16 protein-coding genes and 1 pseudogene are annotated in these 16,377 nt (G+C 69.4%); 6 read left to right on the forward strand and 11 right to left on the reverse strand.

Going from position 1 to position 16,377, the window contains the following annotated elements:
- Positions 1-165: 165 nt before the first annotated feature.
- The 4 genes from HHX35_RS28805 (at position 166) to HHX35_RS28820 (ending at position 5,191) form a co-directional block, all read left to right on the forward strand.
- Positions 166-2,934, forward strand: coding sequence for an AAA family ATPase (locus HHX35_RS28805; RefSeq protein WP_182901808.1), 2,769 nt, complete (start codon positions 166-168; stop codon positions 2,932-2,934).
- 160 nt (positions 2,935-3,094) lie between these two features.
- Positions 3,095-3,919 carry an alpha/beta fold hydrolase gene (locus tag HHX35_RS28810; protein ID WP_182901809.1) on the forward strand — a complete coding sequence of 275 codons (825 nt, stop codon included), beginning with the start codon at positions 3,095-3,097 and terminating at the stop codon, positions 3,917-3,919.
- A gap of 136 nt (positions 3,920-4,055) precedes the next feature.
- Complete coding sequence (locus tag HHX35_RS28815; protein WP_182901810.1) at positions 4,056-4,379, forward strand: putative quinol monooxygenase; 324 nt, start codon at positions 4,056-4,058, stop codon at positions 4,377-4,379.
- A gap of 119 nt (positions 4,380-4,498) precedes the next feature.
- A complete protein-coding gene (locus tag HHX35_RS28820) occupies positions 4,499-5,191 on the forward strand; it encodes an SDR family NAD(P)-dependent oxidoreductase (protein ID WP_182901811.1) in 693 nt (230 codons plus the stop codon).
- A 179-nt stretch (positions 5,192-5,370) separates the two neighbouring features.
- On the opposite strand, the pseudogene HHX35_RS45210 reads toward HHX35_RS28820, so the two are convergent.
- The 5 genes and pseudogenes from HHX35_RS45210 to HHX35_RS28845 all read right to left on the reverse strand — a co-directional run.
- Positions 5,371-6,033 (reverse strand): annotated as a pseudogene (locus tag HHX35_RS45210) (methyltransferase); the annotation flags it as partial.
- Positions 6,000-6,347: a hypothetical protein gene (locus HHX35_RS28830; protein ID WP_182901812.1), complete on the reverse strand. Its 348-nt coding sequence runs from the start codon at positions 6,345-6,347 to the stop codon at positions 6,000-6,002. The gene HHX35_RS28830 and the pseudogene HHX35_RS45210, both read right to left, overlap by 34 nt.
- A gap of 200 nt (positions 6,348-6,547) precedes the next feature.
- Positions 6,548-7,333 (reverse strand): DUF1963 domain-containing protein, encoded by a 786-nt coding sequence (locus tag HHX35_RS28835; protein ID WP_182901813.1) that lies wholly within the window; start codon positions 7,331-7,333, stop codon positions 6,548-6,550.
- A 321-nt stretch (positions 7,334-7,654) separates the two neighbouring features.
- Entirely contained in the window at positions 7,655-8,404 is a 750-nt protein-coding gene (locus HHX35_RS28840) for an SDR family oxidoreductase (protein ID WP_182901814.1), read from the reverse strand.
- Positions 8,405-8,534: 130 nt separating this feature from the next.
- Positions 8,535-9,278, reverse strand: coding sequence for an SDR family NAD(P)-dependent oxidoreductase (locus HHX35_RS28845; RefSeq protein WP_182901815.1), 744 nt, complete (start codon positions 9,276-9,278; stop codon positions 8,535-8,537).
- A gap of 127 nt (positions 9,279-9,405) precedes the next feature.
- On the opposite strand from HHX35_RS28845, the gene HHX35_RS28850 reads away from it, so the two are divergent.
- Entirely contained in the window at positions 9,406-10,005 is a 600-nt protein-coding gene (locus HHX35_RS28850) for a TetR/AcrR family transcriptional regulator (RefSeq protein WP_182901816.1), read from the forward strand.
- 126 nt (positions 10,006-10,131) lie between these two features.
- Here the strand turns inward: HHX35_RS28850 and HHX35_RS28855 are convergent, their stop codons facing one another.
- Together HHX35_RS28855 and HHX35_RS28860 are read right to left on the reverse strand one after the other, a co-directional pair.
- Positions 10,132-10,494: a nuclear transport factor 2 family protein gene (locus HHX35_RS28855; protein ID WP_182901817.1), complete on the reverse strand. Its 363-nt coding sequence runs from the start codon at positions 10,492-10,494 to the stop codon at positions 10,132-10,134.
- Positions 10,495-10,869: 375 nt separating this feature from the next.
- A complete protein-coding gene (locus HHX35_RS28860) occupies positions 10,870-11,832 on the reverse strand; it encodes a GlxA family transcriptional regulator (protein ID WP_182901818.1) in 963 nt (320 codons plus the stop codon).
- A 181-nt stretch (positions 11,833-12,013) separates the two neighbouring features.
- Here HHX35_RS28860 and HHX35_RS28865 point away from each other — a divergent pair, with 181 nt between their 5' ends.
- Positions 12,014-12,643: a hypothetical protein gene (locus HHX35_RS28865; RefSeq protein ID WP_182901819.1), complete on the forward strand. Its 630-nt coding sequence runs from the start codon at positions 12,014-12,016 to the stop codon at positions 12,641-12,643.
- Between the two features lie 172 nt (positions 12,644-12,815).
- On the opposite strand, the gene HHX35_RS28870 is transcribed toward HHX35_RS28865, so the two are convergent.
- From HHX35_RS28870 to HHX35_RS28885, 4 genes are all read right to left on the reverse strand, one after another.
- Positions 12,816-13,103: a LysE family translocator gene (locus tag HHX35_RS28870; protein ID WP_259405476.1), complete on the reverse strand. Its 288-nt coding sequence runs from the start codon at positions 13,101-13,103 to the stop codon at positions 12,816-12,818.
- Entirely contained in the window at positions 13,093-14,007 is a 915-nt protein-coding gene (locus tag HHX35_RS28875) for an alpha/beta fold hydrolase (protein ID WP_182901821.1), read from the reverse strand. Before HHX35_RS28875 ends, HHX35_RS28870 begins: the two co-directional genes overlap by 11 nt.
- A 264-nt stretch (positions 14,008-14,271) precedes the next feature.
- Entirely contained in the window at positions 14,272-14,901 is a 630-nt protein-coding gene (locus HHX35_RS28880) for an HD domain-containing protein (protein ID WP_182901822.1), read from the reverse strand.
- A 100-nt stretch (positions 14,902-15,001) separates the two neighbouring features.
- Positions 15,002-15,979 (reverse strand): L-threonylcarbamoyladenylate synthase, encoded by a 978-nt coding sequence (locus tag HHX35_RS28885; protein ID WP_182901823.1) that lies wholly within the window; start codon positions 15,977-15,979, stop codon positions 15,002-15,004.
- Between the last annotated feature and the right edge of the window lie 398 nt (positions 15,980-16,377).

A 16,377-nucleotide genomic window follows, 5' to 3' on the forward strand; every position in this document is an offset into this window, starting at 1 on the left:
CCCATGACGGGAGCTGAAACAACGCAACCGTAGACCCGGCCGCTGAGCAGATGGCGCGCGCGCCGTCTGTTGGTGAGATACTTCCTGCTCACGCGCGCGGCCGGTCGTTCGGCTGCTCCGCGCGGCAGGGCGAGGGACGCAGCGGATGCGAGGCAGGCGAAGGCAGTGGCAGGCGGGGGCTTCGACCTGACCGGACTGATCGGCCGAGATCGCGAACTCGCTGAACTCGCGACGTTCCTGGACACGGCCGGGACGGACGGAGCCGCCATCCTGCTCACGGGTGATCCGGGTGTGGGGAAAACGGCGCTCCTGGACGCGACCGCTGAGCTGGCGGTCGCGAAGGGAACCCGAGTCATCCGCGGGAGCGGCGTCGAGTACGAGACGGACATCAGCCTCGCGGGGCTCCACCAGCTCGTCATCCCGCTGTCGCGCGAGCTCGGTCGTCTGCCGCCTCCCATGAGAGAGGCCATCGAAGTCGCGCTCGGTCTCGGCGTCGGCCCCGCGCCGAGCCGGATCGCCGTCCTGAACGCGGCACTGTCGCTGTTCGCTGAGGCTGCGCAGGAGCAGCCGTTGCTCCTCGTGGTCGACGACCTCCATGTCGTCGACCACGCGAGCCGATCCGCGGTGGGTTTCGTCGCCAGAAGACTGGGCGGTCGCCGCATCGGGCTGCTCGGAGCCCGGCGAGCGGAGACCAGTGGGTCGTTCCAGCCCACTGGTCTGCCAGAGCTCGAGGTCGTGCCGCTCAACGACGCGAATTCACTGCGGCTGCTGTCCCGGCGTTTCGCTCATCTCCCTCGCCGGGTCCTCCTGACAGTGGCGCGAGAAGCACAGGGAAACCCCCTCGCCCTACTCGAGTTCGCCAGCTCCACCACCGTGTCCGGCGATCGGCACGGCAAGAGGGTGGAATGGGCGAGCGGCCCGGGGCGAGATGTCCGTGCTCTGTACGGCGCACGCGTCGAACGACTACCGCAACGAACGCGTGACCTGCTGCTGCTCGCGGCTCTCGAGGGCTCCGGCGACATGCGCGTTCTCGAGGCGGCTGGCGGGCCGGGTGGGCTCGCCGGACTCGCTCCCGCGGAGCGCGACCACCTGGTCAAGGTCGCGGAGAACGGCCGCGCCGTGCGTTTCAGGCATCCGCTGGTCAGGTCCGCGGTGGTCGACGGTTCCACCGGCGAGCAGCGGCGCAGCGCCCACCGCCGGTTGGCCGACGCACTGGTCGACCAGCCCGAACGTCGCGGTGACCACCTCGCGAGAGCCACGACGGCGCCCGACGAGGCGGTCGCCGCCGTCATCGAGTCGGCGGCCTGGAGCAGCCTGCAGCGCGGCGATGCCGACGGCGCGATCTCGAGGCTGCGGCGAGCAGCCGAGCTGAGCCCCGACCAGGCGGCCCGCAGGCGCCGCCTGTCGCAAGCCGCCTACGTCGCCGCCTGGGTCGCAGGCCATCTGGAGATCTCGCACGAGCTCATGCGCGAGGTGCAGGGCGACCCGGCGACCCGGTCACTCTCGGCGGCTGCGGCTGCCGGTTTTCTGGGTCTTGTCACGGAGGGCGACGCCGACACGGTCCACGCGCTCTTGATGAAGGCGATCGAGCAGGCCCCGGTCTCGTCCGAACTGCCACGCGGCGAGCTGGAGACCGCGCTCTTCACCCTCACGCTCGCCAGCCAGTACTCGGGTCGGCAGGAGCACTGGCGGCCTCTGGTCGACGTGCTCGCCCGGCTTCCCGAAGCGTCGCCCGCCGCGGCAGTGTCGCTGGGGCGCATCCACCACGACCTCGGCTCCGTCACCGACGACATGCTGCGGCGCCTGGACGAGGAGATCTCGCGGCTGAGGGGCCAGACCGACGCCGACGTGGTCATCCGCACCGCCCTGGCCGCCTCGTACCTCGATCGGCTCCCGGGCTGTCGTGAGGCCGTGTCCCGGGTCATCCGCGACGGCGGCGCGGTGGGGGCGAGCATGCCGGGCCTGATCTTCTTGGCTCTGGACGACCTGTACGCCGGTCGGTGGCAGTCGTCGGCGGACGCTGCGGCCGAGCTCATCGCGCTGTGCGAGGAGAAGGGGTACCACCTGTTCGGTCAGGTGGGGCATTACATCGCTGCGATGGCCGCGGCCCAGCGTGGCGACCTCGACGCGTGCCGTGACCACTGCGAGGACATCTGGGGCTCGTCGGGGCCCAGGGGCCTGCGGCGGCTGGAGAACTGCGCCCACCAGGCGGCGGCCCGGGCGGCCCTCGGCGCCGCCGACTTCGAGACGGCCTTCCGGCACGCCACGGCGATCTGCGCCCCCGGTGTGCTGCCGCCCTTCAACCCCGAGGCCGTGTGGTCCGCGCCGGACCTCGTCGAGGCGGCCGTACGCTCCGGGCGGCACGCGGAGGCGCGACGGCACGCGGACGCGATGCGCGACGCCGGTGTCGGCCGCCTGTCGTCGCGATTCGCACTGAGCGCGGCCACGGTCACGGCGATGACATCGGCTCCCGAGGTCATGGCCGGGTGCTTCGAGGAGGCGCTCGGCCTGCCGGGCATCGAGCAGTGGCCCTTCGAGGTCGGCCGTGCTCATCTGGCGTACGGCGAGAGGTTGCGCCGTCAAGGACTCAACCGTGACGCCCGGGAGCAGCTGGCTGCTGCCCGGAGCCGCTTCGAGGAGCTCGGGGCCCGCTCGTGGGAGGCCCGGGCAGCGGCGGAGCTCCGCGCCACCGGCATGACACGGACTGCCCGGGGCAAGGCCGGCGCGAGCCTCACCCCTCAGGAGCTGGAGGTCGCAAGGCTGGCAGCGGCGGGGTTGTCGAACCCGCAGATCGCCTCGCGTCTGTTCCTTTCGCCGCGGACCGTGTCGTCACATCTCTACCGTGTGTTCCCGAAGCTGGGGATCACGTCACGTGCCGCCCTCCGCGACGCTCTCGAGGCGCTGCCTCCCCAGCCGCCGGCCGACCGGCCGTGAGGCATGCCGGCCGGGCCGCTATGCTGCCCCGGCCCTGACGTAAGCGACCCGTCGGCCGGATGTCAGTCAGCTGACGGAGGCTGTCGGTACGGTGACCGAGGCATCCTCGTGGGGACATCGAATCCGCCCGGCGCTCGGGCGAGACCACGAGGAGCACACCATGCCCTTCGTCGCCACCGACGACGGCGTCGAGATCTTCTACAAGGAATGGGGCTCGGGTCAGCCGATCATGTTTCACCACGGCTGGCCGCTGAGCTCGGACGACTGGGACGCTCAGCTGCTCTTCTTCGTCCAGCAGGGCTACCGCGTCATCGCCCACGACCGCCGGGGGCACGGGCGCTCCGCGCAGGCCGGCCACGGGCACGACATGGACCACTACGCAGCGGACGCCGCCGCCGTCGTGGCGCACCTCGACCTGCACGACGTCGTCCACATCGGTCACTCCGCCGGTGGCGGAGAGGTTGCCCGGTACATCGCCAAGCACGGTGCCGGTCGAGTCGCCAAGGCCGCCCTCATCGGAGCGGTTCCCCCACTCATGATCCAGACGGAATCAAACCCGGGAGGGCTGCCGATCGAGGTCTTCGACGGCTTCCGCGAGGGCGTGGCCACCGACCGCTCCCAGTTCTACCTCGATATCGCCTGCGGGCCGTTCTACGGGTTCAACCGCCCGGGCGCGGACGTGTCCCAGGGCGTCATCTGGAACTGGTGGCGCCAGGGGATGGCCGGCAGCGCGATGGCGCACTACGAGGGAATCAAGGCGTTCTCAGAGACCGACTTCACCGAGGACCTCCAGGCGATCGGCGTGCCCACGCTCATCATGCACGGTGACGACGATCAGGTCGTTCCGATCGCCGTCACCGCCGAGCTGTCGGTCACGTCGGTCGAGAACGCGACCCTGAAGGTCTACCCGGGCCAGTCGCACGGCATGTGCACCCTGAACGCCGAAACCATCAACGTCGACCTCCTCGACTTCATCAAGAGTTGAGGCCAGCAGGGCCGACGAGTAAGGCCTCGTCCGGGGCCCCGGCCTCAGCGCCTGCTCCTCCACGATCGATGCGTGACCGGAGCGGGCACGACGCCGACAACCAGGCTTGTGAGCACACAACGAGAAGGGAATCACCATGACCGCGACACCCAACGGCTACGTGACCGTCATCTGGGAAACGAAAGCGAAGGCGGGCAAGGAGGCCGACCTCAAGGCATTCATCACCGCAGCCGTCACCCCCTCCCGCAACGACGCGGGCAACATCGACTACGAAGCCCACGAAGTCGAGGGCCAGCCTGGTGCGTTCGTCATCTACGAACGCTGGGAGACACGCGCCCATCTCGACGCCCACCTCGGCGCACCCCGGATGCAGGAACTCGTCCCGCAGATGCTCGAACTGATCGAAGGATCCATCGAGGACGGCATCCGCCTGCTGCGCCCCTTCCGTCCCGCCCACTAGAGCAGAACGCCCTCCTAGTGACCCGGCGACGACGAGCCACAGGACCGAGAACGCCGCAGGTGCCCCCGGGCGCTTCTTCCCGCAGGGCACCTGCACCGACGGCATGTCAGGAGAGAAACATGACGACCACATTGATCACCGGCGGCAACAGGGGCCTCGGCTACGAGATGGCGCGCCGCCTCGTCCAGGTAGGCCAGACGGTTTGGATCGGAGCCCGCGACGCCGAGAACGGCCGCAAGGCCGCCGGCCGGCTCGGTGCCGACTTCGTCCAGCTGGACGTGACCGACGACGCGTCGGTCAAGGCGGCGGTCGAGACGCTGCGCGCGCAGGCCGGCCACCTGGACGTCCTCATCAACAACGCCGGGATCCTCGGCGAGGTGACCGCACCGGAGGACATGGCGGCCGACCAGATCCGCCACGTCTATGAGACCAACGTCTTCGGACTCGTACGAGTCACACACGCGTTCCTGCCGCTCCTGCGAGCAGCAACCGTCCCCTCCGTCATCAATGTCACCAGCGGTCTTGGGTCGTTCACGCTGACCCATGACCCGGAGCGTGTCGAGTCCCGGTATCCGCTCGCCGCGTACGGCTCGTCGAAGAGCGCGGTCACTATGCTGACCATGCAGTACGCCAAGACGATCACCGACGTCCGCTTCAACGCGGTGGACCCCGGCCAGACCGCGACCGAGTTCACGGGCAACATCGGGCACAGCGTCGAGGAGGGCGCTGAGGCAGCGGTGCGCATCGCCACCCTGGGGCCTGACACACCCACCGGCACGGTGACCGACCGCACCGGTGTGCTCCCATGGTGATGCGGCACCCGTAGGTGCCTTACCGTCGAGCTGGGACTGGTGGTCTTGGTCGCGGGTGGATACCCGGGCGTACCCTCGTCGCGCACGTGCCGGATGGTCGCCGCCTCCAGTCGGTCGCAGGCCGGCCCGCCGACCGGGAAAGATCCCGCCGCGGCGACATCTACCGAGCCGGCCTCACGCAGTGCCCGCGGCAGTGTCCGGCCGTAGCGCAGGTCCGCGCCGCGGCGCGTCAGCAGCTCCCGGACCGCGTCGCGCAGCCGGTTGGCCCGCCGCTGCGCCGGGCCGCTGTCGTCCAGGCATGCCAGTGGCTGCAGAGCGGTATCGGCGTCTTCGACCAGCAGCCAGCCGCCGGGCCGCAGCGCCGCCGCCATCGTGGCCAACGCCTGAGCCCGGTCGGGTACATGGACCAGCACGAGCCGGGCGTGCACCAGATCGAACGTCCCCGGCTCCGGGGGCGGATCAGCGGCGACGTCGTGCCGGCGCACCTCGTACCCGTCGCCTGCCCTCAGCCACGACGGGTCGATGTCCGTGGCCAGCACGTGCCCGGTCGGACCGACGGCCGCCGCGAGCGCCTCCGGGATACTGCGGCCACCGGCCCCCACCTCCCAGCAGCGCGAGCCGACCTCGACCCCCAGTCGATCGAAGTGCCCCCGCGTCACACCGTCGAACAGCTCGGCCAGCCAAACGACGCCAGCGGATCCAGCAGATGCACGGCGGACCTGCTCTTCTTGCTGTTCTGTCGCTGCCGCTGTGCTGAGGTGTGCTCCCAAGAGAGCGCCGGCGGCCTGGGCGAAGCGGCCCGGCCGAATCAGCTCTTCCAGACCGAGCAGCTGTAGTCCCACTCAGACCAGTATTCGCAGAGAGAGATTCTCCAGACATCCTTGGACAGGCTCGCAGTCGATCCGGAGCCCGGCCCGGTGTCGAGCGTTCCGCCGCTGCCGTCGTAGTACTCCCAGCGGACCTCGGCCTTGCTGGCACTCGTCCAGACCCAGACCCAGGCCTCAGCGCCGTTGCCTGGATTGTTTTCGAACTGAGCCTGGCTGTGTTTGTAATTGACGGTGGTGGCGGCTGCGGCGGGTTGCGAGGTGAGAGCCGTGCCGGCGACGGCCACCGTCATCGCGACAGCGGTGACGCGGCCTAAGCGTTCGAGAGTCATCGTGCCCTTCCCTGGATCTGCCGGGGCTTTGTTGCCACCGGTTCGCCAGTAAAGACCGGACAGCCTCCCGATTACGTGACAGTCGCCGCGAGAGCCAACGCCGACGCGAGCTCGGTCCGGACGGGGCGGCGAACTGATCGGCGGGAATACCGGTCCGCCGCGGTCATGACATGTCGGCTAGGGGCCGGATGCCCGGGCGGTCAGAAGGTGTCGACGTACACGTACACCCGGTCGAAGCGGAGAGCGGCCAGGTCGGTGCGGCGAATCACCCAGTGAAAAAGGCCCGCCTCCAGCTCCTCGCAGTCGTCTTCACCGCGCCAGGTGGCCAGCAGCGTCCACTCGTCGCCGTCCGCGACGGGCAGCGGCACTTCGTCCCGGGCCATCTCGACCGGGTCCCAATTGAAGAGGACAGGCTCACCGCCAAGCTGGAAGCGCCAGTGAGGGCGCCAGCCGACCACATGCGACCAGGCGGACTCCAGCTCGGCGGCCCGCTGCGACTCCTCGTCGTCGTCCTCCTCGCGCCAGGGCCACGACCACTGGTGAAAGCAGAAGTCCAGCCGCGCCCGGCGGTAGGTGTTAGAGCCGTCGTCCGGGTCGACCGGTCGCTCTGCCGACGGCGTCCCGGCCGGTATATACCGCACGGCGTCGGCGACCACCGCCCCGCTGCCCGGATCGGGGTCGGCGAAGAACAGCAGCCGACCCTCGGTGGGCAGCGGCAGATCCGTCGCCCCCGGCGGCAGGGCCGCGCAGTCGACGGCCGCGACGAACGCCGCGACCGGCGCGGGGGCGCCCTCCGGCAGCGGTGGGTTCCCGCCGGTCAGCGCCACCACCGGGCCGGGGCCGTCCTCTGCGAGGTAGACCGCCGGGCGGGCGGTGCGTATGTACGCCTCCACCTCGGCGGCCGGAATCCCCCGTGCGGCGGCCTCTGCGCGCAAGCGGGCTGCCCTCGCCGCCGGGGTCTCGTCAACGGTTTCCGTGTCAGTCATGGGACGACCCTATGGCCGTCATTCGGTTCATATGGGCCATGTCGATGTCTGATTTTGTCCGCGAGAACGGGAGCCGGTGTTGGTCACTTTCGGCGCCACTTGTTGACCACGGCCGAGATCCTGGGGAGCCGGCGTTCTCCTCGTGGCGGAAAGGCGGGGCAGTTCGCCCCAGACCGATCCCGGCTTGCGGATCGCCGGGGTGGGCACGTTGAGGGTCTTGGCCAGGTGGGGGACGAGCCGGAAACGGGCGGTGTGGCACTGGACGGCACGCGGCCCTTGCCGGTCCGGCACGGTGACCCGGCGGGGGCCGCGTCGCGAAGGTCAGTAGGCGAGTTCTCCGATGCCGCCATCGACGCGCAGGACGGTGCCGGCGGTGTAGGCGGACTCGTCAGAGGCGAGGTAGACAGCCGCCTTCGCCAGCTCGGTGGCGGTGCCGATGCGATGCAGGGGCACGGTCTGCCGGATTTCGTCGTAGATGGCGGCCTGTCGCTCGGGGCCAAGCGACTTGAACGTGTCCGTTAGGGTCGGCCCCGGGCTCAGCCCGTTGACCCGGATGCCCCGGTCCTTCAGCTCATAGGTCAGCCCGCGGGAAAAGGACAGCAGGCCTGCCTTGGCGGCACCGTAGACTGCCGCGTTCTCGTGCCCGATGAAAGCGGAGACAGAGCCGACGAGGATGACCGAGGCTTGCCGTGAAAGGAGCGGCAGCAAGGCCTTGATCAGGAAGAACGGCCCCTTGAGATTGGTGGCGACGAGCCTGTCGAATGCCTCCTCGGTCCATTCCTCGATCGGGAGATGGGTGACGTCGGCGGCGTTGCTCATCACGATGTCGAGCCGCGGCCACTCCTCCTGCAGCCGCGCCGCGAGCGCCGCCTGGCCGGGCACGTCGCCGGCGTCGCTGACGATGGGCAGCAGCGGGCCGTCCAGCTGCCGGGCGGCCTCCTCCAGCCGTTCCCGCGAGCGGCCGGTGATCGCGACAGTCGCTCCCTCGGCGAGGAACTCACGGGCGGTCTCCAGCCCGATGCCGCTCGTCCCGCCTGTGATCAGTGCGTGCTTTCCCGCAAGACGACCCATTGAACTCATTTCCTCACTCGCGCCAAGGCGCGTGATTCTGGTAACGATGACGGCATCCCCGTCATCACGGGACACTCGCCAGAGGCCGGCTTCCTCACTGCGGACGTGGCCCTGGCCGGCGTGTCCGGGGTCAGATGGCGGTCCGGCCTCCGTCGGCGGCCACGACGGCACCGGTTACGTAGCTTGCCTGGTCGCTGGCGATGAAGGCGATCACCTGGGCGACCTCGGCGGGGTCGGCGGCGCGCTTCAGCGCGGTCGTCAGTCCCATGCCGCCGAGGTCCGGTCCCATGGCCGCCACCACCTTGGAGGTGGTCATCGGGCCGGGTGACACGGCGTTGACGCGCACGTTCGACCCGGCGAACTCGGCCGCCCAGGTGCGGGTCAGGGATTCAAGCGCTGCCTTGGTGGCACCGTAGACCGCCATCAGCGGCATGCCCAGGCCGGCGGCGGTGGAGCTGACGTTGACGATGCTGCCGCCCCCGGCGGCGGCCATCTTCGGTGCGAGCCGGGCGACCAGGACGAACGGCGCGCGCACGTTGACCGCGAAGGCGGCGTCGTAGGCGGCGATGTCCTGGTCGGGGGTCGCGCTGAAGGGGACGACGCCCGCGTTGTTGACGAGGATGTCCACCGCCCCGGCGTCCTCGGCCAGCCGTTCCACGGCCTGCGGGTCGGCCAGGTCGGCGGGAACGAAGCGCACGGTGCCGGTCGTCGCGCTTCCCCGAACGTCGTCCACGACCTGGACGCCGCGGTCCGGGTCGGTGCCGGTGATGATCACGTCAGCCCCGCCGGCGGCGAGGATTCTCGCTGTCGCGTGCCCGAGCCCGCCGATGGCGCCCGATCCCGTGATCAGCGCCGTCTTTCCCTCGAAGTCCATGTGGTCCTGCCTCTCGTCCGCTGGCACGCTCGCGTGCCGCCGACTTCTGTGTCATCGTTCAAGAAGTCGCTCGACCATCACCGTACGGACTTTTGTGCGCACAGTCAAAAAGTCGTAACCTTGGGGCATGGCACGGACAGGACGCCCTCGCGCATTCGACAAAGGCCAGGTCCTGGAGCGCGCGCTCCTCCTGTTCTGGTCCCGGGGCTACGAAGCGACCTCCGTTCAGGACCTCGTCGACGCGCTGAGCCTGGAGCGGGGCAGCCTGTATGGCGCCTTCGGCGACAAGCGGCAGTTCTACCTGGCGGCGGTCCAGCTGTACTGGGACACCTACGAGCGCCAGTTGGTCGCAGCGCTGGAGGCCGGGCCGGTGCTGCCGGCGCTGCGCGAGGTGCTCGCCAACCCGGCCCGGGTGCAGGAGTACGCCTCCGACGTCGGCATTCCGCTCGGGTGCATGATCGGCAACACCACCGCCGAGCTGGTCCCGCACGATGCCGAGGCCAGCGAGATCGTGGCCCGATCGCACGCCCGCTTCACTCAAATCGTCGCCGACGCCCTGCGGCGCGCGCAGGCCGGCGGCGAGGTCAGCCGGGGCGCCGCCCCCGAGGCCCAGGCGCAGCTACTGCTGTTCACCGTCCAGGGCCTGTCCCTGGTCTCCCGCGCAGGACTGGACACGGCCGCCGCGCTCGCCGCCGTCGATGCCCTGATCGACGCCCTTCGAGCTTGAAGAGCATCTCGTTCCGCAGGGGAGGCCACAGAGGCTGCGGAGGCGAACCCGACCGGCTCGGGATCAGGATCAGCCTGATCCGCGAAAAGGCGACGGGAACGCGAAGATCGCGAAGTGTCTGGAGTGCTAGACCGCGTAGACGGGGGCGAGATCGACGAATATGCGGTAGTCCGAGATCAGGCCGTCGTCGCGGGTGCGCCAGATCGATACGGCTACGGCGCTTGCATCCTTGCCATCGAGCCTCCGGTAGGTCACCTCGGTCTCGGCGATGATGTCGGCATCCAACCGCCAGTTCCGGACAATCCGGTGCTGCAGGCCGCCGATGGTGGAGTAGAACTCCCGGAGCCCGGCGACGATGGCCGCACGTCCCGCAAGCGGCTCGGCATTGCCGAACACCAGCGTGGCATCCTCGGCCAGCAGTCGCCCGAACTCCTCAGGATCGAACGAATCGACTGTTCGGAAAACGCGTCGCACCGCATCGTCGGACATGCCGGTCCCTTCTCACACAGACGGGATCACTGATGGGGACGATACGGGGCGAAGGATGGCGTACAACTAGCGCAAGGGTGGGGATTGCGTCTCCGAGCCCGGGTCGGAGACCTGTCTCAGGTCGCCAGGCCGCGGCGGTAGGTGTGGGCCACCCTTTCGCGGCTAGGTCGTGTCTGACAAATCATGGCCCCGCTGCGCGTGGCCCAGGCGGCGCCTCGCTGCGTTGCCCCACCCACGAAAATCCCTCGCAGGCTCAGGATTTCCGCGGGGCCCGGGGTCGTCGTCGCCGATAACGCTGTTATCGGCTCCTCCTCCGCCTTGCGATGCATCCACCTGGATCCACGCTCGCGACGGGCAGCATTTGTCAGACACTCCCTAGGGCATGGTCTTGGTCTGGCGGTAGCGCGAGGGCGGGATGCCGTACCGATCGAGGAAATTCTGACGGAGGCTTTCGGTCGTGCCGAAGCCGCAACGGCACGCGATGGCGGCCATGGGCAGGGATGTGGAGACGAGGAGATGCGCGGCGGCCTCGGTGCGGGCCCGGCGTACGAAGCGGCCCGGGCTCTGGCCCAGGTGCCTGAGGAACAGGCGGGTGAGATGCCGCTCGCTCACACCCGCATCGGCCGCCAGGGAGGCCGTGGTCAGGTCGCCGTCCAGGTGACCCGTGATGTGGTCGACGACGCGTTTGACCAGGCTGTCGCTTGGCGGCGGGCTTTCTGTGAACATGCTCATCTGCGCCTGATTGCCGGGTCGCTGCAGGTAGGCCACCAGGTAGCGGGCCACCTCCCGGGCGAGCGGGGCCCCGTGATCCTCTTCGATGAAGGCGAGGGTGAGGTCGAGGGCGCTCGTGACCCCGGCGGCCGTGGCGACGTTGCCGTCGCGGATGAAGATCGGCTCGGCGTCGACGGTGATTTCCGGGTGACGGGTGGCGAGTACGTACCCGTACTTCCAGTGGGTGGTGGCCCGACGCCCGTCGAGCAGGCCGGCGGCGGCCAGCACCGCCGCGCCCGTGCACACCGAGGCGACGCGGCGACTCTCCCGGGCCAGGCGGCGGACGTGGCCGACGATCACTTGGCTGGCGGCGGCGTCTTCGTGCCCGATTCCCCCCGACACCACGAGTGTGTCCAGCGGTCCGGTGATGTGCTCGAGGGCCTGCTGCCCCTGCAGCGTCAACCCGCTCGCGCACGTGATGGGCAGGCCTGACGGGGTGGCCAGGCACACGTCGTAGAGCGGCACGGCGCCGTGCAGGTTCGCCATTATCAGGCTGGACGTCACGCATGAAATGTCCAGCAACTCCGCCGCGTGGTACCCGAGCACGACCACACGTCGTCGATTCATGGCACGACTCTACGTCGGAAAGACACACAGCCAAGGTTCCCGGACCTGTTTCCGGTCCCCTCATTGGCGCTTTCTCAAGCCGCCGGGACAGTTGAGCCAGGCCTCGGACGGAGCTCAATACGCGCCCTGGTGCCGGGTCTACGGAATGAGATATTCCAAAACCCTCCGAGAAAGGACCGAAATGTCAGCCGAGCCACGATTCCACAAAAGTGCCGGCTCCGCACGCCGCGCTCTTCGTTTGAGTGCGGCCGCCGCGCTGGGACTGGCCGTACTCCTCAGCGGCCCTCCTGCTGCCGCGGCGCAGGGCGACCCGATCGCGGATGCGCTCGCCCGAGTCGCGGACGGGACCTACACGAACGAGGATCTGGAGTTGCTCAAATCCGATCCGGAGATCGCCGCGCAGGTCCCGGACCCCACGAAACCCGACGAGTCCAGTACATCCACGAATGACGACGCGAGCACGCACGCCATTTGCGGTGCGTACGCGGACGTCTGGTTCCGCAAGCGGAGCCTGCTCGGGTCGACCATATACGTATGGCATCACCGCGTCGTCTACTGCCGCGACGGCTCTCGGGTGACCTCCTGGCAGAATCGCTACGACTACCTGAGCGATGCTCAGAGCATTGTTTACATGCGAGAGCTGCTGGTCAACCAAGCAGGCGGGGTCGGGACAACATCGGCATGGTCGCACCTGCAACGCCATCTGGAGTACTGCGTGGCGAAGTACGGATGCTATGCCAGCATGAAGCCGTGGTCGCGTATCACCGTTCACGGCAACGCGACGTACAGCTACACGGGTTCGGCAGGATGAGCCGGCGATCGTCCGGGCGCGACGGGGTGAGCTTCCGGCTGTGAGCGGCGCTCATGGCGGAATCGCGACCGGTCAGGACATCGGGCGCAGGTGAACGCCGGCTGCCATTCGCTTCGGAGCGGACCTCGGCAGCCGGCGTTTCCGCTCGTCACGGAAATGCTCCTCGCCGACGTCAGCCGGCTTCGAGGGGCCACGGAGGATGGCCCACGACGATGAACAGCGCGCCGAGGAAGAAGAACTGCGCGGTCACGCTGCCCCGGGCCGGGTCGACGAACTGTGGGAAGAACGCCAGGTAGAAGGCGATCACCTTGGGGTTGGCGAGGTTCGTCAGCACGGCCTTGCCGTACACGCGTCCCCGCGGCGCCCTGAGCTCCTGCGCGGGGACGTCCTGGTCGTGGCGGGCGGCGAGGAACGACGTGACGGCCAGGTAGACCAGTCTGGACCTGTGGTCACTCACCATGAGCGTGACGTGCGGCCTGCGCGGTGACGCGTTCGATGGCCTGGACGGCGACATCGGGCTGGTCGACGTAGATGTAGTGGCCGCTGTTCCTGGCCGTGCTCAGCTTGCTGGCGCTGGACAGCGCGAGCCACTCGCGCTGGCCCGCGGCCCACGCCTGCTCCAGGCGCGGCCCATACGTGGGGACGGCCGCGAGGTACTGCTTCCCGTGCTGGATCACCTCCACCGGGATGCTCCCGGCGGAACGGACCTTGCCGTCGGCGATGACGAGCTTCTCCGGGTTCTCGCCCTGGAACATCGCGAGGTTCTGTGCGCGCAACTCGGCCGCCGGGCCGGTGGCCGACTTGGGGATCGCCTTCGTGATGTCGTCCGCCATGGTGGGTGGGGTGGCGTCCATCAGGACCAGCCCCTTGACCCTGTCCTGGTGGTCGGGGGCGTACCTGGCGGCGATCAGTCCGCCCAGCGAGTGCCCGGCCAGGACGACCGGGCCGTCACCGGCGACGCGGTCGAGCACCCCGGTCAGGATCTTCCCGGTGCTGGAGAAGCTCTGCGGGCCGTCCGGCTTGTCGCTCGCGCCCGCGCCGAGCCGGTCGTAGGAACAGACCCGGTTCTTCTTGCTCAGCGTCTTCTGGACGGCGGCCAGCTTGTCCAGCCCATCGCCTCCCCCGTGCATCAGGATGATGACCGGTCTGCCTTTCTCCGGGTCTCCAGAACAGGACACGTTCACCGACCGGCCCGCGACATCGATCTTCTCGGTCCCGGAGATCGGGGCGGCGTCGGCTGTCCGCGTGGCGGGGGTGAGGGGATCCCAGTTCTCCAGCGATTCGCCGTCGCAGCCGGCGACCCCCGCGCCGAGCACGGTGCAGCACAGCGCGGCCACAACGGATGTCTTGATCTTGGGGAGCATGAGGTCCTCCGATGAGGGAGTCGACGCCGGGGTGATGCGCACGGCGGTGTAGCGGGAAAGCGGACGGAGCGCCGTGGCTGCGTCGTAACGCTACGGATCCGGCGGTCCGGGATCGTCACCTCACGGTGGACATTCGCCGGTAGCTCGTGCGGGGGACACGTGCGGTCTGCCGTCAGCGCACACGTGTGGCACGCCTTGGCGAGCTCGACATCGGCTCCCGTCTGGAGCTCATCCGCATCGTCCTCGACAACGACTCGCGGTGACCTACTCCGGCCAGGGGGAGCCGAGAATCGTGTCGACGAAGTTCCCCCGTCGGTAGCCGGGCACGTAGCGCTCGAGAACGTCGGCCTTGACGTTGCCGAACGTGGTCCCCGGCTTGGGCGCGACGCCCTCGGTGAACGCCCGCAGGATCGCCTCCTTGAAACCCGGCCGGGGATGCAGGGCGGTGATCTCGGCCCGCTGGGCGTCGTCGAGATCGTGATAGCCGATGCCGAGCACGTCGTACTCCACACCCGCGGTGACCAGCGCCACCTCCGGTTCCATGAACTCGGGGATGCCGGGGGTGGTGTGCAGGGCGATCGCCGTCCACACCCGGCGGACGCTGTCCTCCGGCACACCGCGTTCCTGCAGGAAGCGGCGGGCGGCATCGGCGCCGTCCACCTCGAAGCGCCGCCCGCTGCCGCGATACTCCTCGTTGAGCCCCAGGTCGTGGAACATGGCGCCGATGTAGAGCAACTCCGGGTCGAAGCTCAGGTCCCGTCTGCGCCCCATCAGGCTGCCGAAGAAGTAGACACGGCGTGAATGGTGGTAGATCAGGTCGCTGCTGACCTCGCGTACGAACTCGGTGGCCTCCGCCGTCAACCTGGTATCGGGTACGGTCCGGTCGATCGTCATGGTTCTTCTCCCCTCCGGCTGTGCCATACGCCGTTGTGAACGCTGTCGGGAACCTTGGTCCCGGCCGTGGGGAACCGCGATCAGTGGGGAGAGTCGCCGATCACTCGGAGGGCCGGGGCCCCGCGGCGCGGTGGAGCCGGTTGGCGATCGCGAGTCCCAGCCCCTTCTCCACCGGCAAGGACGCGACGATGAGGTCGCACCCCCGCTGGTCGAGCTCGCGCAGGAACCCGTACAGCCCGCGCGCGTAGGCGGCCATCGAATCGGGGACCGCCACCACGGCGTGCGCCTTCACCTGGGCGCCCGCGAAGGAGGGGGGAAGAAAGACGCCCACCTGGTGCCCTAGCTCCTGCGCGAGCTCCGCTTCGGCGACGACCTTCTCGGGCTCGACGAGGACGACCCGCGCACGCGGCGCGTAGTGTGACGGGTGCTGGCCCGGCACCCGGACGCGGCTCGTGGAGTGAACCGCGAGCGGGCGCCCCAGCACCGCCTCGAGGTCCTCGCGCGTCACCCCGCCGGGCCGAAGGACGCTCGGAGTGTCGTCCGTGGCGTCGACGATGGTGGACTCGACGCCGACCTCGCAGGAGCCGCCGTCCAGCACGAAGTCGACGGCATCACCAAGCTCCGCCCGGACGTGGTCCGCCGTCGTGGGGCTGACCGAGCCGAAGCGGTTGGCGGACGGGGCCGCGACACCTCCGCCGAAGGCCGACAGCAGCGCGAGTGCGACGGGGTGATCGGGCACGCGCACGGCCACCGTCTCCAGGCCACCGGTCGCTTCGAGGGACACCCGGCGACCACGCCGCAGGACCAGAGTGAGCGGCCCCGGCCAGAAGCGTTCGGCCAACAGGCGCGCCGCCGCGGGCACGTCCTCGACCCAGTCGCCCAGGTTCTCCGCGCCGCCGATGTGGACGATCAGCGGGTGGGAGGGCGGGCGCCCCTTGACCTGGAAGACGCGCGCGACGGCGGCGGGGTCCTCGGCGTTGGCGCCCAGACCGTAGACGGTTTCGGTCGGGAAGGCCACCAGGCCTCCGGCGCGCAGCACACCGGCCGCCTTCTCGATGTCACTGGTTCTTGCCGTCACCCTCGCAATCCTTTCACTGTTCCGCTCTCCACACGCCGGGGTCTCGTGGCGCATGGTGACGAACCACGGCCGACAGCACCGCGTGAGCCCGGACGGACGAAATCCGTCACAGCGGCACGGGGGAACACCGCCAGGACGGCCCCTGCCTCAGCGTAGAACCCGCAGGCCGCACCCCATCTCGCCGGCCACCTCCAGGCGGTGGCGTCCTTCACCAGGGTGATCGCGCCATCCGACGCAAGTCACACGAATGGGCCCGGACACGCCACTTCGTACGGTTCATCCGGGTTCGGCGTGGCGGGAGTATCCTGCTGCGCACGTGTCACCGACCTCCCCCCACAGCTCTGCGGGCCCGCCGGGTGGCAACGGCACGGTACGGAGTCCGGCGTGGGTGGGCTGGG

Source organism: Microbispora sp. H10830 (genome assembly GCF_014161375.1).
Lineage (GTDB): Bacteria > Actinomycetota > Actinomycetes > Streptosporangiales > Streptosporangiaceae > Microbispora > Microbispora catharanthi.